Origin of the sequence: Reyranella sp. (assembly GCF_004297405.1) — a bacterium.
In the GTDB taxonomy this organism is placed as follows: Bacteria; Pseudomonadota; Alphaproteobacteria; order Reyranellales; family Reyranellaceae; genus Reyranella.
In genome coordinates this window covers 51440-71958 of record NZ_SCVC01000012.1, presented here as the reverse complement: position 1 = coordinate 71958, position 20519 = coordinate 51440, and the positions used below count along the sequence as shown (strand labels likewise).

The 20519-nt window shown below is 63.7% G+C and carries 17 protein-coding genes; 10 read left to right on the top strand and 7 right to left on the bottom strand.

Annotated features, from left to right (window positions below):
• Positions 1–16 precede the first annotated feature (16 nt).
• The 9 genes from EPO50_RS10105 to EPO50_RS10065 all read left to right on the top strand — a co-directional run bounded on the left by EPO50_RS10105 (position 17) and on the right by EPO50_RS10065 (position 11446).
• A complete protein-coding gene (locus tag EPO50_RS10105; protein WP_296343526.1) occupies positions 17–1132 on the top strand; it encodes an efflux RND transporter periplasmic adaptor subunit in 1116 nt (371 codons plus the stop codon).
• 4 nt (positions 1133–1136) lie between these two features.
• Positions 1137–4283, top strand: a complete 3147-nt coding sequence (locus tag EPO50_RS10100; RefSeq protein ID WP_296343524.1) for an efflux RND transporter permease subunit — start codon at positions 1137–1139, stop codon at positions 4281–4283.
• Positions 4284–4299: 16 nt separating this feature from the next.
• Positions 4300–4626, top strand: coding sequence for a potassium channel family protein (locus EPO50_RS10095; protein ID WP_296343523.1), 327 nt, complete (start codon positions 4300–4302; stop codon positions 4624–4626).
• A 154-nt stretch (positions 4627–4780) separates the two neighbouring features.
• Positions 4781–6946: a DUF3141 domain-containing protein gene (locus EPO50_RS10090; RefSeq protein WP_296343521.1), complete on the top strand. Its 2166-nt coding sequence runs from the start codon at positions 4781–4783 to the stop codon at positions 6944–6946.
• 1 nt (position 6947) lies between these two features.
• Positions 6948–7907, top strand: a complete 960-nt coding sequence (locus EPO50_RS10085) for a phosphate acetyltransferase (RefSeq protein ID WP_296343519.1) — start codon at positions 6948–6950, stop codon at positions 7905–7907.
• Between the two features lie 7 nt (positions 7908–7914).
• The gene (gene fabI, locus EPO50_RS10080) at positions 7915–8694 is read left to right on the top strand and encodes an enoyl-ACP reductase FabI (protein WP_296343517.1); all 780 of its coding nucleotides are present in this window, start codon (positions 7915–7917) and stop codon (positions 8692–8694) included.
• Entirely contained in the window at positions 8597–9880 is a 1284-nt protein-coding gene (locus EPO50_RS10075; protein WP_367268038.1) for an acetate/propionate family kinase, read from the top strand. The genes fabI and EPO50_RS10075 overlap by 98 nt, the downstream gene beginning before the upstream one ends.
• A 72-nt stretch (positions 9881–9952) precedes the next feature.
• Complete coding sequence (locus EPO50_RS10070; RefSeq protein WP_296343513.1) at positions 9953–10174, top strand: glycine zipper domain-containing protein; 222 nt, start codon at positions 9953–9955, stop codon at positions 10172–10174.
• A gap of 219 nt (positions 10175–10393) precedes the next feature.
• On the top strand, positions 10394–11446 hold the full coding sequence (locus tag EPO50_RS10065) for a 2OG-Fe(II) oxygenase (RefSeq protein WP_296343511.1): 1053 nt from the start codon (positions 10394–10396) through the stop codon (positions 11444–11446).
• A gap of 112 nt (positions 11447–11558) precedes the next feature.
• On the opposite strand, the gene EPO50_RS10060 is transcribed toward EPO50_RS10065, so the two are convergent.
• The 5 genes from EPO50_RS10060 to EPO50_RS10040 all read right to left on the bottom strand — a co-directional run bounded on the left by EPO50_RS10060 (position 11559) and on the right by EPO50_RS10040 (position 17172).
• Positions 11559–12434 carry a TauD/TfdA family dioxygenase gene (locus EPO50_RS10060; RefSeq protein WP_296343510.1) on the bottom strand — a complete coding sequence of 292 codons (876 nt, stop codon included), beginning with the start codon at positions 12432–12434 and terminating at the stop codon, positions 11559–11561.
• 129 nt (positions 12435–12563) lie between these two features.
• A complete protein-coding gene (locus EPO50_RS10055) occupies positions 12564–13580 on the bottom strand; it encodes a TauD/TfdA family dioxygenase (protein ID WP_296343508.1) in 1017 nt (338 codons plus the stop codon).
• The gene (locus EPO50_RS10050) at positions 13577–15103 is read right to left on the bottom strand and encodes a M81 family metallopeptidase (protein WP_296343506.1); all 1527 of its coding nucleotides are present in this window, start codon (positions 15101–15103) and stop codon (positions 13577–13579) included. Before EPO50_RS10050 ends, EPO50_RS10055 begins: the two co-directional genes overlap by 4 nt.
• Before the next feature lie 27 nt (positions 15104–15130).
• Positions 15131–15679 (bottom strand): carboxymuconolactone decarboxylase family protein, encoded by a 549-nt coding sequence (locus EPO50_RS10045; protein WP_296343504.1) that lies wholly within the window; start codon positions 15677–15679, stop codon positions 15131–15133.
• 101 nt (positions 15680–15780) lie between these two features.
• A complete protein-coding gene (locus tag EPO50_RS10040; protein WP_296343501.1) occupies positions 15781–17172 on the bottom strand; it encodes a M20 family metallopeptidase in 1392 nt (463 codons plus the stop codon).
• A gap of 55 nt (positions 17173–17227) precedes the next feature.
• Between EPO50_RS10040 and EPO50_RS10035 the strand changes: the two genes are divergently transcribed.
• Complete coding sequence (locus EPO50_RS10035) at positions 17228–18373, top strand: iron-containing alcohol dehydrogenase (RefSeq protein WP_296343499.1); 1146 nt, start codon at positions 17228–17230, stop codon at positions 18371–18373.
• 136 nt (positions 18374–18509) lie between these two features.
• Here EPO50_RS10035 and EPO50_RS10030 read toward each other — a convergent pair whose 3' ends face one another.
• Positions 18510–19121 carry a LysE family translocator gene (locus EPO50_RS10030; protein ID WP_296343497.1) on the bottom strand — a complete coding sequence of 204 codons (612 nt, stop codon included), beginning with the start codon at positions 19119–19121 and terminating at the stop codon, positions 18510–18512.
• Between the two features lie 422 nt (positions 19122–19543).
• Positions 19544–20518 carry an agmatinase gene (gene speB, locus EPO50_RS10025; RefSeq protein WP_296343495.1) on the bottom strand — a complete coding sequence of 325 codons (975 nt, stop codon included), beginning with the start codon at positions 20516–20518 and terminating at the stop codon, positions 19544–19546.
• Position 20519: the final 1 nt, after the last annotated feature.

Here is a 20519-nt window from a genome sequence, read left to right as displayed (position 1 = left end):
GACGGAGAGGCTGCACATGAAGGCCCTGGTTCCGACGCTTCTTGCGCTCGTCTGTGGAGGCTTTGTGGTCTGCTGTAGCGCGTTCGCTCAGCAACCGGCCTCCGTGCCGCTGGCTGTTCTCGTGCAACCCGCCGAAGCTCGACCACTGGCCGCGCAACGCGAGTTCATCGGCCGCGCGCAGGCTCTCGACAAGGTCGACCTTCGGGCGCGCGTGCAGGGCTTCCTCGGGGCCCGAAAATTCAAGGACGGTGATCTCGTCAAGCAAGGCGAGTTGCTGTTTGTGATCGAGCCCGAGCCCTATCAGGCAACCGTCGAGCAACGCGAGGGTCAGAAGGCTGCCGCGGAGGGTGCGGTTGCCAATGCCGATGTCCAGTTCAGGCGCGCGCAGGAACTCGCTCGGACCAATGTCGGCACGCAGCAGACGCTCGATCAACGAACCGCGGAGCTTATAGCCGCCAAAGGCGCGCTTACCGAGGCTGATGCAGCACTCAAGGACGCGAAGATCAAACTTTCCTACACTGACGTGCGCTCACCGATCGCCGGCAGAATTGGGCGCGCCAACGTGCCGCCGGGTAACGTCGTGGGGCCGGAGTCCGGCGTACTTGCGACGGTCGTCGCCGAGCAGCCGATGCTGGTGCTCTTCTCCGTGACCCAGCGCGAGCTGCTGGAAGCACGGCGCGGTGGCTCGTCGGGAGAGGCGATGAAAGCCAAGGTTCGGCTCGCAGACGACACTCTTCATCCCGAAGAAGGCACGCTCGACTTCATCGACGTGCAGGTTGACCCCCGGACGGACGGCCAGACTCTTCGGGCCAGCTTCCCCAATACCGATGGCCGGCTGACAGATGGTCAGACTGTCCGAGTCATCCTCGAGGAGAAGCAGGCTGCCAATGTTGTGATGGTGCCGCAATCGGTCGTCGCGTCCGACCAGTCCGGTTATTACCTCTTCGTCGTCGGTCCCGACAACAAGGCAGAGCAGCGACGTATAAAGCTGGGGCCCGAACGGGAGGGGGCGATCGTCGTTGAAGAGGGCCTCAAGGCCGGTGAGAAGGTCATCGTCCAGGGCCAGCAGAGGGTTCGCCCGGGCATGGTGGTCGCGCCGGAGCTGGCTCCGGCCGCCGAGCAGTCGCGCTAGTCCGATGGCCCTCTCCTCGATCTTCATCCGCCGACCGCGATTTGCGTTCGTCATTTCGGCGGTGATCACCATTGCCGGCCTGATCGCCGTGTCGGCTCTGCCGGTTGCACAGTTTCCCGATATCGTGCCGCCCCAGGTGCGGGTCACGACGACCTACCCGGGCGCCTCGGCTGCCGTCGTCGAGGCGACTGTCGCACAGGTGATCGAAGCCGAAGTGAACGGCGTCGAGCGCATGATCTACATGAAGTCGGTGTCGGGAGGTGACGGCAGCTACACGCTGACAGTCAGCTTCGCGGTCGGGTCCGATCCGGACCTCAACACCGTGAACGTGAACAATCGCGTCAACCAGGCCTCTGCCCGCCTCCCACAGGAAGTGAAGCGTAACGGCGTGACGGTGAAGAAGCAGTCATCGGCCCTGCTCCAGCTCGTGGCGGTACACTCGCCCAAGGGCAGCCGAGACGGCCAGTTCCTGTCGAACTACGCCACGATCGAGATGCTGGACATGCTGCGCCGAGTGCCCGGTGTCGGCGACGCGACACTCTTCGGCCCCCTCGACTATGCGATGCGCGCCTGGATTTCACTGGATCGCATGGCCAGCCTCGAAGTTGCGACCGACGACGTCGTGAAGGCGATTCAATCCCAGAACATCCAGGCGGCAGTGGGGCGCGTCGGGGCCGCTCCGCTGGCCGGTCCCGTGGAGCTCGAACTCAACATCACGACCAAGGGCCGACTGTCGACGGTCAAGGAGTACGAGGACATTGTTGTCCGCACCAACTCGCAGGGCACCGTCGTCCGGCTGAAAGACGTGGCGCGGGTCGAACTCGGCGCCAAGTCGAGTGATTCGGTGGGGCGCTACAATGGCAAGCCGGCCGCCGGCATCCAGATCTATCTGCTCCCCGGCGCAAACGCGCTGGCGACCGCCAAGGGGGTTCGCGAGGCGCTGAAGGAGCTCGATCCCCTGCTGCCGAGCGATGTCGCTTACGACGTCATGTACGACACGACGGTCTTCGTCGAAGCCACGATCGAGAGCGTGATCCACACACTTATCGAAGCCTTCATTCTCGTTGGCATTGTCGTCTTCGTGTTCCTCGGCAACTTGCGCGCGACGATCATTCCCATCATCGCGGTTCCGGTCGCCCTCATCGGAACCTTCGCTGTGATGCTCGCACTGGGCTTCTCCGCCAACACGGTCTCCCTGCTCGCACTGGTGCTGGCGATCGGCATCGTGGTCGACGATGCCATCGTGGTGGTCGAGGCCGTGGAACACATACTGGAGACCGAGCCCGACCTCACGCCCGCCGAAGCGACCGAGAAGGCGATGGGGCAGGTAACGGGGCCCATTATCGCCATCACGTTGGTGCTCCTCTCGGTATTCATCCCGACGGCCTTCATCCCGGGCATCACAGGCCAGCTCTACCAGCAGTTTGCCGTAGCGGTTTCCGCCTCCATGGTGATCTCGGCCATCAACGCGCTGTCATTGTCACCGGCGCTCTGCTCGCTCGTGCTCCGCCACCGGAAGAAATCAAAGGGTTTGATTGCCCGACTGCACGGCGGGATTGATGCCAGCCGGAATGGCTATGTCCGGTTGGTCACGCCGCTTGCACGGCGTTCACTGATTGCAGGTTTGCTGGCGTTGGCCTTCATCGCCGGCACTGGCGGCCTCGCACGCATCGTCCCGTCCGGATTCCTCCCGAACGAGGATCAGGGCGCGTTCATGGGGGAGATCCAGCTGCCCGACGCTGCATCGACGAGTCGGACCCTCGCCGTGGTCGAGCAAGTCGAAGGGATCGTGCGCGCAAAGCCATGGCTGCAGAACCTTTTCACGGTGAGTGGTTACAGCATGCTCGACGGTCTGAGCCTGCCCAACCGCGCCTTCTTCGTGGCGGCGATGAAGCCGTTCGACGAGCGCAAGGGTCCAGACATGTCCGTCTTCGCGGCCCTCGCGCAGCTCAACCAGGATTTCCGCCGAATTGCCGCTGCGACGATCATCCCGTTCAACCTGCCTCCCATCATCGGGCTGAGCACATCGGCTGGCTTCGAGTTCCAGCTCGTGAGCCGCACCGGCGCCTCGCCGACCGACATGGCGGCGACTGCGCGCGGCCTCGTGACCGCGGCGCAAAGCGTACCTGAACTTGCGGGTGTCTATACGACCTATGGTGCCGCGAGCCCCCAGATCTATCTCGACCTGGACCGGGAACGGACACAGGTGTTGGGCATCGACATCGCCCAGGTGTTCGACGCGCTGCAAACCGCGATGGGCGGCTACTACGCCAACGATTTCAACCTGTTCGGTCGAACCTGGCAGGTCAAGGTCCAGGCCGAGGCGAGCGATCGCCGCATCGCCCGCGATGTCTATCGCGTACGCATCCGCAATGCCTCGGGCGAACTCATTCCGTTGCGCGCCGTCGCGGAGATCCGCGTTGTAACGGCGCCGTCACAGATCATCCGCTACAATAATCTGCGCTCGGTAACCATCAATGGCGGTCCAGCGCCGGGTTACTCCTCTGGTCAGGCGATGGCTGCCATGGAAGCCCTGGCGAAGACGACGCTTCCGGCCGGCTATGGCTTCCAATGGACGGGCACCGCCTTTCAGGAGAAAGCGGCGTCAGGCCAGACCGGTTTCATTCTGGCGCTCGCCCTCCTGTTTGCTTACCTGTTCCTTGTTGCCCTCTACGAAAGCACCACCATTCCTGTGGCCGCGCTCCTGTCGGTCTCGGCCGGGCTGCTGGGTGCCATGGCGGCGCTCTGGGTGAGTGGGCTCGACAACAATCTTTTCGCCCAGATAGGCATCGTCGTGCTGATTGCGTTGGCGGCCAAGAACGCAATCCTGATCATCGAGTTCGCCATGGCCGAACGCGACAAGGGGGTCGATACCGTGACCGCAGCAACGACAGCGGCAGGATTGCGCTTCCGAGCCGTGATGATGACTTCCTTCGCCTTCATCGTTGGTCTCGTTCCGTTGGTGATCGCGACCGGCGCAGGCGCGGCAACACAGCGAGCGGTTGGCACGGCCGTTTTCGGAGGCATGCTGGCAGCGAGCTTCCTCGGCATCTTCATCATTCCGGGCCTCTATGTCCTGTTCCAGAAAACCCGGGAAACATTGAAGGATGTGCCAAGCCTGTTGAGGTCTCTGCGCCGCAAACCGGGATGACGGAGAGCTGGCACACATGGCCGATCGACCAGCGAATGCCCTGCGCCGAGCTTACTGGCGATCCTTCGTCGAGGGCGTCGGGATCTGCTGGCCCGTGCTGTCCGGATTGCTGATTTTGCAGGCAGCACTCGGTTCAATCATAGGACTCATCGAGGGCTGGGGCATCGGCCAGGGAGTCTACTTCGCGTTCATCACCGGACTGACGGTCGGCTACGGCGACCTCGTCCCCACCGGAATTCTCACGCGTTGTCTCACGGTGTTGATTGGCTTTTGCGGGATCGCGCTAACTGGCATGGTTGCTGCTCTCGCCGTGAAGTCCTTCCAGGCGGTCGCTCGCCACTAGCGCCCATTCCAGCAGGCAACCCGCGTTGGATGTGCAAATCACCTGCGGCGATCGGTTGAGGTTTGAGCAAGATCAAGACGGCCCGAGGCCAGATGGACTACCCTCTCGGCCTTCGGCAACCGCTCAGGCGGCCACGAACGTAGGAGCGTGACGCATGGTCGACACCCCCAAACTCAACTTCCTTCAGGAGTACTGGCTCGACGCATGGCAACGGTCGATCCTGACGCTCGATGCGCTGCGCCAGCGTGGCAACACCTACTTGGAGCAAAGCGCCAAGAACGCGCCGAACGTGCTGAGCTTCCCCTACGAACTGGTGCGTGACGGCCGTAGCCTCCCCCGTCCCGTCAACTACATGCTGGTGCACATTCTGCCCGCCGAAGGCACGGTTATAGATCAAGCCAAGGCGCCGTTCGTCGTCGTCGACCCACGCGCTGGGCACGGACCGGGAATCGGCGGCATGAAAAGCGATAGTGAAATTGGTGTGGCGATGGCCGCGGGCCATCCTTGCTACTTCGTCGGATTCCTGCCGGAACCGATGCCGGGTCAGACAATCGAGGACGTGTGCATAGCCGAAGCCACCTTCCTCGAGGATGTCGCGCGCTTGCATCCCGAGGCCGATAGCAAGCCGGTGATCATCGGCAATTGCCAGGCTGGCTGGCAACTCATGATGACGGCAGCGATACGGCCTGAGCTCTTCGGCCCGATCATGCTCGCGGGCTCGCCATTGTCCTATTGGGCCGGTGTGCGCGGTCGCAATCCAATGCGCTATCTCGGTGGCACACTGGGCGGTACCTGGCTAACGGCATTATCGGGCGACCTCGGCAACGGAATCTTCGATGGCGCCAACCTGGTTGCCAACTTCGAATCCCTGAACCCCGCGAACACCTACTGGGAAAAGCCCTACAACCTCTACTCAAAGGTCGATACCGAGGCGTCGCGCTTCCTCGACTTCGAGACCTGGTGGGGCAATCCTGTGCTGCTCAATGCCGGGGAAATGCAGTGGATCGCCGATAACCTCTTCGTCGGCAACAAGCTCACCGCGGGCGAGATTCACACTTCTGACGGTGTGCGCGTCGATCTACGCAATATCCGCTCGCCGATCATCGTGCTGTGCTCATGGGGCGACAACATCACACCGCCACAACAGGCGCTGGGCTGGATTACCGACCTGTATGCGCATGAGGACGAGATCGTCGCGAACGGCCAGACCATCGTCTACACGCTGCATCAGACCATCGGCCATCTCGGCATCTTCGTTTCCGGCAAGGTCGCCACAAAAGAACATGCCGAGTTCGCCTCTTGCATCGAGATGATCGACCTATTGCCACCCGGCCTCTACGAGGCGGTCATCACCGAAGTCGGCGAAAACATCGCCAATCCCGAGTTGATCCACGGCAAGTACCTCTTCCGGCTAGAGGCCCGCACCCTCGATGCGATCAGGGCACTCGGCGCCAATAGCGAGGAGGACAACCAACGCTTCGCGACCGTCGCGCGCCTCTCCGAAGCCAGTCACGGACTTTACCGAGTGCTCGGCCAGCCCGTCGTCAAATCGATGTCGAGCAGTCAGACTGCTGACCTCATGCGGCAGCTCCATCCCAACCGTGTGCGGTTCGCCGCCTTTTCCGATCGCAATCCCGCGATGCAGCCCGTGAAGGCGCTGGCCGAATCGGTCCGCGCCGACCGCAAACCGGTGTCGGAGAACAATCCGCTTCTCACCATGGAAAAGATGGCTTCGAGCTGGATCACAATGTACTGGGAGAATTACCGACTCGCCCGCGACGCCATGACCGAGGCAGCGTTTCTGGCGAGTTACGGGTCTCCGATACTGCAGGCCATGGTCGGCTTGAATGCGTCTCCGGCGCCTACGCAGCGGCGCATAGAGCGTGATCTTGCTCTCGAAGCAATTGACGCAACCCGGCGCGCGGAGCTCGAGAAGCGCTTCGAGGTCGGCGGGCTCGCCGAAGCCGTGATCCGCTCGATCATGCACGTCCGCCTGCCGGAGCGCTCAGTCGACGAGCGCGGCTTCAGCGTGCTGCAGGCCGTCCGGCGACTGCAGCCGGTCAATCGCCGCCGCACCATGGCAGAGGTTAAGGCGATGTTCCGCGAGCAATACATGCTCTTGCGGCTTGATGAGGAGCGCGCGGTGCGTGCCATTGCCCGCCTTCTGCCTGACGACGGGCAGCTTCGATCCGACGGTTGGAAGATCGTGAGCGACGTGCTTGGCGCCAGCGGCGATCTGTCCGCCGAAGGACATCGCCGATTGCGGCGGATAGAGGGATTGTTCCGCCTGCCCCATGGTCAGACACCAAAGGTCGCCTAGCATGCTCAATTCAGAGGCTGCACCGAAACTTCACGAGAAATACAATCGCCTGATCGCTGTCGCCTCCAAGCATCCGTCGATGGCCACGGCGGTCGCTCACCCTTGTGACGAGGTCTCTCTGGAAAGCGCGGTCGAGGCGGCGCGCCTCGGATTGTTGCGACCGATCCTGGTCGGGCCGTTGGCACGCATGCGCGACGCAGCCGCTCGCGCTGGCCTGGAGATCGGCGGTTTCGAGCTGGTCGAATCGCAACATAGCCACGATTCAGCCGCCAAGGCGGTCGAGCTGGTTAGAGCCGGGCGCGCTGAAGGGCTCATGAAGGGTAGCCTCCACACGGACGAGCTGATGGGCGCCGTGGTGGCACGCGAGACAGGCATCCGTACGGCCCGGCGCATCAGCCACTGCTTCGTGATGGACGTACCCAATCACAGCCAGGCGCTGATCATTTCCGATGCTGCCGTCAACATCGCGCCGACACTGGAGGAAAAGGTCGACATCGTGCAAAACGCAATCGACCTTGCTCATGCCCTCGCGACTGAAGAGGTGCGGGTCGCGATCCTGAGTGCCATGGAGATCGTAAATCCGCGCGTCGCATCCACCATCGAGGCGGCTGCACTGTGCAAGATGGCCGACCGGGGCCAGATCACTGGCGCCATGCTCGATGGCCCGCTGGCGTTGGACAATGCCATCAGTCCAGAGGCTGCCGCCATCAAGCACATCGTCTCGCCCGTCGCCGGAAAGGCAAATGTCCTCATCGTGCCAGACCTCGAAGCCGGCAACATGCTGGCCAAGAGTCTGTCGTTCCTCGCCGGAGCCGATGCCGCCGGCATTGTGCTGGGTGCGCGCGTACCCATCATCCTGACCAGCCGTGCCGATTCGTTACTGACGCGCCTTGCCTCATGTGCGGTCGCCGTGTTGGTGGCCGCCGCCCGTCGCGCGAGCCCGGCTGCCGCCATTGCATGAGGACACCATGAACGATGCCATTCGACCGGTTCTCACCGGACACAAAGCGCTGGTCGTCGGTATCGCCAATGACCAATCGATCGCCTACGGCTGCGCCAAGGCCTTTCGCGAAGCGGGCGCCGAGCTGGCGGTAACATGGCTGAACGACAAGGCCCGGACCTATGTCGAGCCCCTCGCCCAGGAGCTGAATGCCCCCATTACCGGCGCCCTCGATGTCGCCACGCCCGGGCAGCTCGAGGCAGTGTTCGATCAGGTGCGGGCACGCTGGGGCAAGCTCGACATCCTGGTGCACTCGATCGCCTTCGCTCCGCTCGACGATCTGCGCGGCGGGTTGCTGGACTGCTCGGCCGAGGGTTTCACCAGGGCGATGGATGTTTCCTGCCATTCCTTCATCCGCATGGCGCGGCTCGCCGCACCGTTGATGGCTGACGGTGGGACCATGTTTGCCATGAGTTATCTGGGCGCCAATCGCGTGGTGCCGAACTACAACGTCATGGGGCCGGTCAAGGCGGCTCTGGAGGCTTCCTGCCGTTACCTCGCCTACGAGCTCGGGCCACAACGCATCCGCGTGCACGCCATATCCCCCGGCCCTCTCAAAACCCGCGCCGCCTCTGGCCTGAAGGACTTCGAGCTCATGCTGAACGAGGCCGCCCATAGAGCGCCCCTCGGGGAGTTGGTCGACATCATGGATGTGGGCTGGGCTTGCGCCTACCTCGCCACTCCCTTCGCCCATCGCATCACCGGCGGCACCGTCTATGTCGACGGCGGCACGCATATCATCGCCTGAGGATCTGATGACGTCGGGTTGCATAACCGTACTCAATGCCGGCTCCTCCAGCATCAAGTTCGGCCTCTATGAAGAAGGAACCGGCGGAAATCTGCTTTTCCGCGGACAGATCGAACGGATCGGTTCGGCAGCACATCTCAAAGCCACCAATTCCGAGGGCAGGTCGGTCGCCGAACGAAGCTGGCCCAAGGGTGAGCTCGACCATCACGGCGCAACGCTCGAGATCGTGCGACTTGCACGCGAGCTGCTCGCCGGCCGACCAGTGTTGGCAGTCGGCCATCGCGTCGTACATGGAGGAACGGATTTCTCCAGTCCGGTTCGTATCAATTCCGATGTGCTTGCGAAGCTTGCCAAGCTGGTGCCATTGGCCCCGCTGCATCAGCCGCACAACCTCGCGCCGATCGAGGCGATTGCCAAGGCTGCGCCGCAAATTCCCCAAGTCGCCTGCTTCGATACGGCGTTTCACCGGACGCAGCCGGCACTGGCCCAGGAATTTGCGTTGCCGCGAGACCTGACGGCAGCCGGCGTCAGACGATACGGCTTTCACGGCCTGTCGTACGATTATGTCATCTCGCGATTGCAGGAGATTCAGCCGGCGTTGGCGCGGTCGCGCCTGATCGTCGCCCATCTCGGCAATGGCGCGAGCCTATGCGCAGTACATGAAGGCCGTAGCGTCGCCAGTACCATGGGCTTTACAGCCGTCGACGGTCTCATGATGGGCACGCGAACAGGTGCCCTCGATCCGGGCGTGCTGCTGTACCTCATGCAGGAACGCGGCATGGATGCCCAGGCCATAGAGGATTTGTTGTACCGAAAATCCGGCCTGCTCGGCGTCTCGGGCCTGTCATCGGACATGCGCACGTTGCGCCAGTCGGAGACGCCCTCGGCAAAGGCCGCCATCGCGCTCTTCGTCTATCGCATCGTACGTGAAATCGGATCGCTGACGGCCGCGTTGGGCGGCCTCGACGGCCTCGTCTTTACAGCCGGCATCGGCGAGAACGACGCTGCGACAAGATCGGAAGTCGCAGCCGGCTGCGCCTGGCTGGGACTTGCCCTGAATGAAGAAAGCAACGGGCTGGGCGCTGGGCAGATCAGCAGTGACCAGTCTCGGATAGCTGCATGGGTAGTCCCGACGGATGAGGAAAGAGTGATCGCCCGCTATACGAGCGCCTCGCTTTCCAGCTGAGAAATGCAAGAACCACATGCACCCGAGCAATCCAGACTGCTAGGCTAGGACATGCATTACGGGGAGCAGACCATGCGCGCACTGGTACTCTTGCTAGTCATTGGCAGCCTGGCGGGATGTGAGAAGCTGGACAACTTGTCGACCAGCCAGAAGGGCGCGCTGACCGGCGCGGCCCTCGGCACCGGCATCGGCATGGTGGCTGGCGGCTCGTTTGGCGCAGTTGTCGGCGCAGGCCTCATTGGCGGGGCCGCCGGTTACATCACCGGCAGCTATCTCGAGGACAAGAAGCAATGAGCTAGGGCTATCGCTTCGGCATGCTGCAAAGGGCGACCTATCGCTTGTCATCCTGCTGGCTCTTGCCAGTCCTACGGCGACTGGCAGCGAGCAACCCGGACAACCCTTCATACGGGTGGATCGTAGGTTCAATCCCTACAGTGCCCACTATGAGTTCATGGGACTTCGAGGTATTAGCTTCGGGTCCCTAGCCCCTTCCTGCAGTCTGTCGACCCATCCATGACCAACGTCTTGTCGCTGCGCGTCGGAGACCGTCTTCCCGATTTCGTGCTGCCGGGCCTCGACGGCAAGCTGCGCAAATTCATCTGGTCGTTCACCGGCGACCCGGTCGTGCTGCTCGCTGTTGCCGATCTCAAGCTGATCGATGTGGAGCCCTTCGCTTTGCTGCGCAGTGCCTGCACAGCAGCGTCTACACGGCTGGTCGTGGTCGCCGCCAACGAGCCTGCGGGTGCAACCTCATTGTGGAAGAAGCTCGGCGCCGAACCCGAGAATCCCCTCCTCCTGCTCGACCAAAAGGCGCAATTCCTGCCCGCCTTGCTCGCGCAGGGCGGTGCGGTTTCCTTCGGTCAGGGGATGGGGTTGCGCCAACGCGCGATCGTGCTCGACCCCAACCAGCGCGTCGCCAGCACCTTAGACACACGCGTGCTTGCCGCCACCACCGAGACCATCGGCGACCTTGCCGAGTCGGTGCGCGCCAATGCGGGCTCGGGCCTGCTGATCAATACCGCCCTGGCGCCGGTGCTGATCCTGCCCCGCGTCTTCGAACCGGATTTTTGCACGCAGCTCATTCGCCTATGGGGCAAGGGCGACCATAAGGACAGCGGCGTCTCCAGCCGCTACGGCAACGTCAACGTGGAGGAGCTGAAGCGCACCGAAGACTACATGATCGTCGAGCCGATGATGCAGAAGGCCGTGTCGGACCGGTTGGCCTATCGCGTCGGTCCCGAGCTCACCAAGGTCTTCGCCTTCGACCGGCAGTTCACCTTCGACGCCCACGTCGTGCTTTCCTACAGCGCCGAGGGCGAGCATTTCTTCGGCGCCCATCGCGACAATGGCGCGCCGACCACAGCCGATCGCGCCTTCGCCGTGTCGTTGAACCTCAATGACGATTTCGAGGGTGGTGAGCTGGTGTTCCCCGAGTACGCCGGCGTGCGCGTCAGCCCGCCGGCCGGTGCCGCTGCTGTCTTTTCCTGCTCGCTCCTGCACAAGGTCGGTCCGGTGACGCGGGGCCGGCGCTATGTGCTGACGACCTTCTTCCGCCAGAAGCGCTAAGGAAAAGGTCGATAGAAGGACTCGCCGCCTGTTCGTCGCCAGCGCGCTCGTCAACCTGTGTCGAGCGCACCGGGAGCGCCCTGCTCAGTGGCGCTCCGCACGAGGTGGAAGCTTAAGCTGAAGCCGGCAGCGGCAGGTCGAGCGTCGTAGTGCGCCGAAGCTCGCGGCGATGGGTCTTGTCGTCGAACGGCCGCGCGCGATGCATGGTGCATCGATTATCCCAGATCACGAAATCATGCGGCCGCCAGACGTGGCGATAGACGAACTGCGACTGCGTGGCGTGGTCGATCAGGTCACGCAGAAGCAGCCGGCCCTCCGGCACTGGCCAGTCGATGATATGAGCGGCGTGCGAGGCTAGGTAGAGTGCGCGGCGGCCGGAGCCCGGGATGGTGCGCACCAGCGGATGGACGGCCCCCTTCAGTTTGCCCTGCTCGTCCTCGTCGAAGTCGAAGCCGAGGACGTGGCGCGAATAGACGATGGAATGAAAAACGCGCAGCTCTTCAATAGAGGCGCGGGTTTCCTCGTCGAGTGCATCGTAGGCGGCACGCATGTCGGCGAACTCCGTATCGGCGCGCACTGGCGGCACCACCCGAGCCGACAGCATAGAGTAGCGGCCCGGCGGATCGACGAACGACGCATCGGTATGCCACAGGCGGTTCGCGACCGAAGAGGCGCGCATGCGGTTGTTCGCGTCTCGGATCTTGCCGTCCTTATCGACATTAGAGACGTCGGCCAGCGCTTCGTTGCCGAACCGGTTTTTGCCAATGGCTGAGGAGGAAGTACGGGCGTGCAGCGTGCCATCGAAACGTTGGGCGAAGTCGAGCTGCTCTTCGTTGGTGAAATTCTGATCGCGAAATACCAGCACGGCGTACCTGTCCATACCGGCGCGGATCGCCTCCAGCGATTCGCGATCATGGATCCGGCGCAGGTCGATCGCGCCAACTTCGCCGGCGAATATGGACGTCAGCGGCGTGATGGAGACGGTCATGACGGGCTCCTTCCTGGAGGCCGAGTGGATCATCCTGGTCGATAGGCTTGCCGCCCCAACCCGGCCGCGATCCCTTCGCCTATCGAATAACGATCTCGCGCTACTATCTACTACTTGCTCGAAACACCCCTAAGTCGCCGGAATCCAGCTCTTCGCTTCGCCGGCGTAGTGGGCGCCGGGATTGCCGTGGACGGTCGTGCGCCACATCAGACGCCCCTCTTTCTCGCCATCGAACCAGGTCGCGGCATGGATGAGGCAGCGATTGTCCCAGATCAGAACATCGCCCTGCGTCCATGCGTGGGCATAGCAAAAGCGTCGCTCAGTCAGGTGCGCCATGATCTCGTCGAGCAGGGCCGCCCCCGCACCCTGCGGGCCGGGCTCCATGCCGACGAAGGGCCCCTCGAACCAGTCCATCTGGCCCCATTCGCAAAGATAGAGCGCACGCTCGCCGGTCACCGGATGCGTACGCACCACCGGCTGGGGCTGCGAGCGCTCGTGAGGCGCGAAAGCGCGCGGCGGCCGACCAGCGAGCGCCGCCTCTCGTCCGCGACCACTGCCGGGCTGGGCATGCAGGCCCTGGAGCCCGTCGACCTTTGCCTTGAGATGAGAGGGCAGCGCCTCGTAGGCCAGGATGCCGTTGGCGAACAGCGTCTGACCGGTGTCCCGTGTCGCCGGCGTCACGGCATAGAACAGCGAGATGTCGGGCGGCGGGCGGCGATAGCTCTGGTCGGTGTGCCAACCCATACGGTGCGGATACTGCACCGGGATCAGCCCGTCGGCCGCCAGCGGCGGCTCCGGCCGCTTGGGTGGCGCCTTGCTGACCGGCGGCATGTTCGACACCAGCAGGATCTCCGGCACCGATACATGCACCGACTTAAGGTCGGTCAGAGTGTGGCGATAGTCCTCGACCTCCGGCCCGAACAATCGGCTGAAGCGGATGAGCAGATTGGGATCGTCGGCGATATCGTTGAGGCTCTGCACCAACAGCAGCCCCTTGGCCTCGGCCAGCGCCGACGCCAACTCGTCGGGCGCCGCTTCAGCTGCTGCGACGACGGTCGCGGCCGTCTGCCCGCCGTCGCGCAACCGCACCGTGCCGCCGAACGCCGCGCCCGGCAGCGGACCCGTTGTCTCGAACCTGGGACTCATGCACGCGCTCCTGCTCCTGCATAAGGATCGTTCACCCCGTCCAACGGCCAGATCGGCCGGCGCAGCTTGGTGAACTTCAGCCGCGTGATGTCGGGTGAGCAGATGCCGCCCGAATCGACCAGGATCACCTCGCGCGCAATCGGCGCATAGGCGGCGCGGAAATGCTGCACGCTCTTCACCACCACCACGCTCTTGGTACACGGGTCGATGCCCTGGCTCAGGAACACCTGCAGGTCGATCGTCTGGATGCGGTTGGAGATCGTCACCACATCTATGCCGCCGACGCGCAGCACCGCCGTGGGGCCCATCGAGGTGCCGACACCGGCATTCATCGGGCCGTCGTTCTTGAACTCACCGTCCGAGAGCATCTTGACGATGGCCTTGGCCTTGACCGGTCCACCCATCGACGGATCGGTGTGGCCGCCCAGCACGACGTCAATCTCCGCGCCGACGCCCGCCTTGATGGCCTGCTGCACCGTGCCCGGATCGAAGATCGTGCCGAAGGCGACGTTCTCGACCTTGGCGTCGATCAGTGCCTGCAGCACCGGCGTCGTGTCGTTGTAGCCGCCACCGCCCGGATTGTCGGTGCCGTCGGCCACGACCAGCGGCCCCTCTTTGCCCACACCGGCGCGTGCCGCCGCAATGGCATCGGAGATCGGCCGATAATCAGACGAGCTTTCGTCGCGCCGCTTCCAGATCTCGTCGAGGATGGCGGCCGCCACTGCCTTGGCCCGCGCCTCGGCGGCAGGCTCATGGCTCACCGCGATCGACGGGCCCGTATAGGGAATGTCGGCCCAGGTGAAGCCGGCCTGGATGCTGACGACATTGATGCCCGGCTCCTTCTCGAAGGCATCGGCCTTGGCCAGCAGGTCGCGCATCAGGCCAGGCTGCGTCGTGCGGCCATGGTCCGCGCCTTCCAGCATGGCCGGCTGCACCAGCAGGCAACGCGGCTGCTTCTTGCCCTCCAGCGCTTCCTGCACCAGCGCTGCCGCCTGCACCGCGCGCTCATAGCCATCGATATGCGGATAGGTGCGATAGCTCACCAGCGCGTTGGCATTCTTGGCCATCTTCACCGTGGCATTGGCGTGCAGGTCGAGCGTGGCGACCAGCGGCACATCGGGACCAACCACGCCGCGCAGCGCTTCAAGCAGCGCGCCTTCGGCATCGTCCTCGGTCTCCGTCACCATGGCACCGTGCAGCGAGAGGCACACCGCGTCGAGCTTGCCCACTGCTTTCGCCTTCTTCGCCGCGCCCACGATCATGTCGCGGATATGCTCCCAGGTCTCCTTGGTGAGCTTGCCCGATGGCGTCGCGTTGGCGGCACCAGCCCACACTGGTTCCCAGCCGTACTTCTTGGCGGCATCGATATAGCCGCCTACCTCGTTCTTGGTGCCCGTGAAGCGCGGCACCATCGCGTCGCCTTCGATCAGCCAACGCTTGCGGTAATCCTCGAGCGTGGTCGGCAGTTTGCTGAAGGTGTTGGTCTCGTGCATGAACTGCGCGACCAGAACGCGATACGCCATCTCTCGAACTCTCCTATTCCATCCGTATCAGAGCTTTGCCGTTTTCAGCCATTCGGCTTGGCCTTCCTCGCCATCGACACCCATCGATTCGAGGAAGCGGCAGACCATCATGTAATAGCCGATGGTGAGCGTGAGCTCGACCACGGCGCCCGGCGTCAGGAAGGCTTGCACCGCCTTAAGCGCCTTGTCCGAGGCCCGGACGTTACGCACCACATCGTCGGTGTAGCGCAACACGGCCTTCTCGTTGTCGGTGAAGGCCGCTGCCTCGATGGTAGCCTCGCGCAGAGCCGCGATCTTGTCCTCTGTCACGCCGACGTCGCGGCCGATGCGTTCGTGCTGGAACACTTCGTAGGCCGTGCGCGAAAGTCGCCCCACACGAATGATCGCCAGCTCGCGCAGGACCGGATCGAGTTCACAGCGATGCAACAGCGCATTGCCCATGCGCAGAAAACCCTTCGCGCCCTGCTCCGAGTTCGCCAGCATGCGGTAAATGTTCAGCATTGGGTCGAGCTTGCCCAGGAACTCGGCATGCTTGCCGGTGGCGTTCTCGACTTCGTAGTACGGAATACGCGGCATTTGTTCTCCCCATCACGCAGGCGGTGATCATAGCTGTGGTTGGCCGGGCATGCGTCGTCAATACGCAGCGCCCGGGGCGTTGTTGGAGCAATCTTCCAGCCTCACACGCGCCCCGCGGCGCCGAGATCCCAGAACAGTCCCGTCATCAGGCGCAATCCATCGCGCGCCACCGGCGCCAGCAAGTGCTCGTTGGGGGCGTGCTGTGAGCAGGCCGCATAGGAGTGAGGCACCCAGACGGTCGGCATGCCGAGAATGTCGGTGAACACCTCGTTGGGTAGTGAACCGCCGAGATTGGGCAGCATGTTGGGCTTCTGGCCTGCCGTCTTCTCGATCGAGGACGCGGCAAACTTGGCCCAGGGATTCTCAGGGTCCAATCGCGTTGCGTTCATGATGACGTCACGCGCCGGCTCGACTTCGATTTGGCCGAAGCCGTGCTTTTCGAGATGCCGACGCAGGGCAGGAACGATGTCGTGCGGATCTGTGCCGACGACGAAGCGGAGCTGGCAATAAGCGATCGCGCTGGGAGGGATCGCATTCACCGGCCGGTCGGGATTGCCGGTCTTGAAGGCCAGCACTTCGAAGCTGTTCCAGCCAAACACCCGCTCGACCGGCGTCAGCGATTTCTCGCCCCATTCCGGATTGATCTCCGGCGCGCCCTCGCCTGCATCGACATGCGCGTCGGCCAGCGCGGCCCGCACCGAGTTGGTGAGAGTCTTGGGCCGCCATTCCGGCACTTTGATTTGGCCGCGCTCGTCGGTAATGGTGGCCAGCGCATGGGCCAGGATGATACCCGGATTGGCGAGAAGCCCGCCCCAGTTGCCCGAGTGATGCCCGCCCTCGCGCAGGTTGAGCTTGAGATTGAAGTTCATGGTGCCGCGCGTGCCACCGAACACGGTCGGCCGGCGGTGGTCGAGCCGGGGGCCGTCCGAGCCAATCAGCGCATCGGCCTTGAGGGCGGCCTTGTTGGCCTTGCAGAAATCCGCGAGGCCCGGCGAGCCAGTCTCCTCCCCCGTCTCGATCAGGATCGTGGAGTTGAAGCCCAGCGAGCCGCGCTCCTGCAGCACGCAGGCAAGCGCCGCGATATTGATCGTGTGCTGGCCCTTGTTGTCGGCGGTGCCGCGTCCGTAGAGTCGGTCGCCTTCCACGACGATCTTCCATGGCGACAGGCCCGAGCGCCATTGCTCCTCCTGGCCGCGGATCACGTCGCCATGGCCATAGGTCAGCACTGTCGGCTTGGCGGGATCCTCGACCCGGCGGGCAATCAGGAACGGGCCATATTCTGCACGCGGATTGGGCAGGACCGTGCAGTCGTAGCCGAGCTTCTGCAGCGAATCGGTCATCTCGCCGGAGACATATTCCTGCAGCGCCGGCATGGAGTCGGTCTCCTGGCTGGTCGTCGGGATCGCCACCCGCCGCTGCAACTCCTCGAGGAATCCGCCTTCGTCGAAGTATTTCTCTGCGCGGCCGATGGCGCCATCCCGTGTCCCGGTCATGCTTTCCCTCGAGGTGTTTCGCGGCCACGATAGCACCCCTGCGCGGGAGGAGAGAATGCCGTCATCCGGTCGTGTCGTATTCAGTCGCTTGGACGAAGTCGTGTTCGGCAGGCCTGCCGCCGAGGCGGTATCCGAACTGGTCTCGCGCCACGGTGCGCAACGCGTATTCCTCATGGCGAGCGGGACGCTCGATCGCGAGACCGACGAGGTCGAGAAGCTGCGCCGGGCACTCGGCAACAAATGCGTCGGCACCTTCGCCCGCATGCCGGCCCACTCACCGCGTTCGGCCGTGATCGCCGCCGCCGAACAGGCCCGCGAGACCCGCACAGACCTGATCGTCACCTTGGGTGGCGGCTCGATCACAGACGGCGCCAAGGCGGTGCAGCTCTGCCTCGCCAACGACATCCGCACGCCCGAAGCAATGGATCAGATACGCGCCGGCACGGACTTCAAGCCGCCGACCGTGCGCCAGATCTCCGTGCCGACGACACTGTCGGCAGGCGAGTTCACCTACATCTCCGGTGTCACAGACGAACGCACGAAGGTGAAGGAGCTGTTCCGCCATCCCGGCCTCATTCCGATGGCCGTCGTGCTCGATCCCGAAGTGACGCGGCACACGCCGATGTGGCTGTTCCTTTCCACCGGCATCCGCGCGCTCGACCACTGCGTCGAGGGCATCTGCTCCCTGGAAGGCAATGCCTATGGCGATGCCTCGGCCTTGCATGGTCTGTCACTGCTCGCCCGCGGCCTGCCGCGCGTGAAAGCCGATCCCACGGACCAGCAGGCACGGCTGGACTGCCAGACCGGCGCCTGGCTTTCGACAGGCCCGCTGGCCGCCGGCACACCGATGGGCGCCAGCCACGGCATCGGCTACGTGCTGGGCGCCGTGTTCGACATCCCGCACGGCCATACGTCCTGCATCATGCTGCCATCGGTGATGCGTTGGAACCGGTCGGCCAATGCCGAGAAGCAGGCGATGGTTGCCGCTGCCATGGGCCATCCCGGTAAGGAAGCTGCCGACGTACTCGATGCTTTCATCCGCGGACTCGAGATGCCGCGCAGCCTCTCCGAGGTGAAGATCGGCCGCGAAAGCTTCGACCGCATCGCCAAGCAGGCGATGGGCACCCCTTGGGTCCCCCGCAACCCGCGGCCGATCCCGACGCCGGCCGAAGTGAAGGAGATACTGGAGTTGGCGGCATAATCCGGGATCCTGGATCGAGCGAATAGGCAATCTACACATCTCCTTCTCTTCCCGCCGAAGCACCTCGGCGCAGGCACTTCCCCAGCCGAAGGCGGGGCAGAGAAGACAAACGCGATGTGTGGATCGCCTCGCCGCTTCAGCGGGTCGCCACGATAACCGCCGTGCCGGCGACGGCGACGGCACTGCCGCGATTCATGCGGCGGAGGGCGCGGGGTGAAGTGAAAAAGCAGCGTGCCCGGGCCGCCGCGATCGTATAGGCGGAAAACACGACGGAGACGATCACGACAACTATGGCGCCCAGCTCAGCGACTCCGAGCAGCGTCAAGGCATCGAGCCGTACCATCGTCGGCAAGAGGGCCAGGAAGAACGCCATCGCCTTCGGGTTGCCGAGATTTATCGCAAGCCCGGCAAGAAACAATCGCCCTCGTCCTTCCAAAGGGACATCTGCCGCTTTCATGGGGCGGACATCAGTCGTCCAGAACTTCCAAGCCAGGTAGAGGAGATAGGCGGCACCGGCATACTTGATGGCGAGGAAAAGCGTGGCGAAAGCCGATGCGATCGCCGCGAGACCAGCAGCGGCGACAGTGACCCATATGAGCGAGCCGGTGGCGCATCCGGCGATGAAGGCTGGCGCACCGCGTGTCCCACGCGCCAACACTCGCGCAACCAAAGCAGTGATCGCAGGGCCTGGGAGAATGACGACCGCGAAGTAGGCAGCGGCAAAGACAAGCAGGTTTGTGAAATCCATGGATCAGCGACCTTTCATGCATGACGACGGACTGGTTCGGAGCATGCAGGCGCTTTGGCGCGTCGCCATTTAACGATAGCCGCACTGATACGCCGCCTCCAAAGTGCGGAGAACGACGGCCAACAGTGGCAAATGTCGACAGATGTAGCGTCAGTCCAGCACAACTCACGACCCTCCGCTCACCGACGCGGGAAGCTATCGGTGCGGGTTGTCGCGTTGATTGACGTGAACGCTTACGGCCGCCAGCGAGTGAGCAGCAAGCGAAGTGTGCTCAGGTCGAGCTCAAGATGCAAGCGGCCTCTGGCGCCTTCGACGATGGCCAGCCTGCCGGAGCGAGCCGATTGTGGAGAGCCTGGAACGGCAGCTTAACTTTTCCTGTCCCCTCGCGTGGAGTACCCCCGCGCACGATGACAGGATAGAGGTCAGATCCTCCCCTTGCGCTTCGCCACCGACTCGGCGAGCAGGCAGAGGATTTCCCACATCATGGTGACACCGACCAAGGCGGTGTTGCCGCTCATGTCGAAGGGCGGCGAAACCTCGACGACATCGCCGCCGACGAGGTCGAGCCCCCGCAAGCCGCGCAGCATGCGCTGTGCTTCGTGCGGGGTGTAGCCGCCGATCTCCGGCGTGCCGGTGCCGGGTGCGTAGGCGGGATCGAGGCCGTCGACGTCAAAGCTGACATAGGTCGGGCCAGTGCCCACGACTCGCCGCGCTTCGGCTATCACCTTCTCGACACCGAGATCGAAATACTCCTCGATGGTGATCACGCGCATGCCCTGATCGACGGCCCATTGATTGTCGTCGCGCTTGTACATCGAGCCGCGGATACCGATCTGCACCACCCGCTTGGGATCGAGCAGCCCCTCTTCCACGGCGCGGCGAAACGGCGTGCCGTGCGTGTACTTGTAGCCACCGAAGTAGGTGTCCCAAGTGTCGCTATGGGCGTCGAAATGCACCATGCCGAGCGACGGGCTACCCTTCGCAATGCCGCGCATGATCGGCAGCGTGATCAGGTGATCGCCGCCTGCCGACAGCGGCACGACGCCGGCGGCATGGATCTTCGCGTAGTGCTTTTCGATCCGCTCCAGCGAATCGTCGACGCTGGCGGGATTGACCGGCGCATCGCCCAGATCGCCGCACTTCGCCAGTTCGTAAGGCGCCACACCGGTCACGTGATGAATGCGCCGCATCATCGTGGAGAGGTCGCGCATCTGCCGCGGCCCGTGGCGGGCGCCGGGACGATTGGTCGTCCCGCCATCCCAAGGCACGCCCACCATGCCGATCTCGACCTCGGCCGGATCGCGGAACAGCGGCAGGCGCATGAAAGTGGCGACGTCGCCGAAGCGCGGCACCACCGTACCGGCGACCGGCTGGGGGAAGTTACTGGTGTCGTTCATG

What these genes read in the sequence shown, in the direction of transcription:
- EPO50_RS10105 (WP_296343526.1), top strand. Translation starts at nt 17, where the DNA reads ATGAAGGCCCTGGTTCCGACGCTTCTTGCGCTCGTCTGTGGAGGCTTT.
- EPO50_RS10100 (WP_296343524.1), top strand. Translation starts at nt 1,137, where the DNA reads ATGGCCCTCTCCTCGATCTTCATCCGCCGACCGCGATTTGCGTTCGTC.
- EPO50_RS10095 (WP_296343523.1), top strand. Translation starts at nt 4,300, where the DNA reads ATGGCCGATCGACCAGCGAATGCCCTGCGCCGAGCTTACTGGCGATCC.
- EPO50_RS10090 (WP_296343521.1), top strand. Translation starts at nt 4,781, where the DNA reads ATGGTCGACACCCCCAAACTCAACTTCCTTCAGGAGTACTGGCTCGAC.
- EPO50_RS10085 (WP_296343519.1), top strand. Translation starts at nt 6,948, where the DNA reads ATGCTCAATTCAGAGGCTGCACCGAAACTTCACGAGAAATACAATCGC.
- fabI (WP_296343517.1), top strand. Translation starts at nt 7,915, where the DNA reads ATGAACGATGCCATTCGACCGGTTCTCACCGGACACAAAGCGCTGGTC.
- EPO50_RS10075 (WP_367268038.1), top strand. Translation starts at nt 8,597, where the DNA reads ATGTGGGCTGGGCTTGCGCCTACCTCGCCACTCCCTTCGCCCATCGCA.
- EPO50_RS10070 (WP_296343513.1), top strand. Translation starts at nt 9,953, where the DNA reads ATGCGCGCACTGGTACTCTTGCTAGTCATTGGCAGCCTGGCGGGATGT.
- EPO50_RS10065 (WP_296343511.1), top strand. Translation starts at nt 10,394, where the DNA reads ATGACCAACGTCTTGTCGCTGCGCGTCGGAGACCGTCTTCCCGATTTC.
- EPO50_RS10060 (WP_296343510.1), bottom strand. Translation starts at nt 12,434, where the DNA reads ATGACCGTCTCCATCACGCCGCTGACGTCCATATTCGCCGGCGAAGTT.
- EPO50_RS10055 (WP_296343508.1), bottom strand. Translation starts at nt 13,580, where the DNA reads ATGAGTCCCAGGTTCGAGACAACGGGTCCGCTGCCGGGCGCGGCGTTC.
- EPO50_RS10050 (WP_296343506.1), bottom strand. Translation starts at nt 15,103, where the DNA reads ATGGCGTATCGCGTTCTGGTCGCGCAGTTCATGCACGAGACCAACACC.
- EPO50_RS10045 (WP_296343504.1), bottom strand. Translation starts at nt 15,679, where the DNA reads ATGCCGCGTATTCCGTACTACGAAGTCGAGAACGCCACCGGCAAGCAT.
- EPO50_RS10040 (WP_296343501.1), bottom strand. Translation starts at nt 17,172, where the DNA reads ATGACCGGGACACGGGATGGCGCCATCGGCCGCGCAGAGAAATACTTC.
- EPO50_RS10035 (WP_296343499.1), top strand. Translation starts at nt 17,228, where the DNA reads ATGCCGTCATCCGGTCGTGTCGTATTCAGTCGCTTGGACGAAGTCGTG.
- EPO50_RS10030 (WP_296343497.1), bottom strand. Translation starts at nt 19,121, where the DNA reads ATGGATTTCACAAACCTGCTTGTCTTTGCCGCTGCCTACTTCGCGGTC.
- speB (WP_296343495.1), bottom strand. Translation starts at nt 20,518, where the DNA reads ATGAACGACACCAGTAACTTCCCCCAGCCGGTCGCCGGTACGGTGGTG.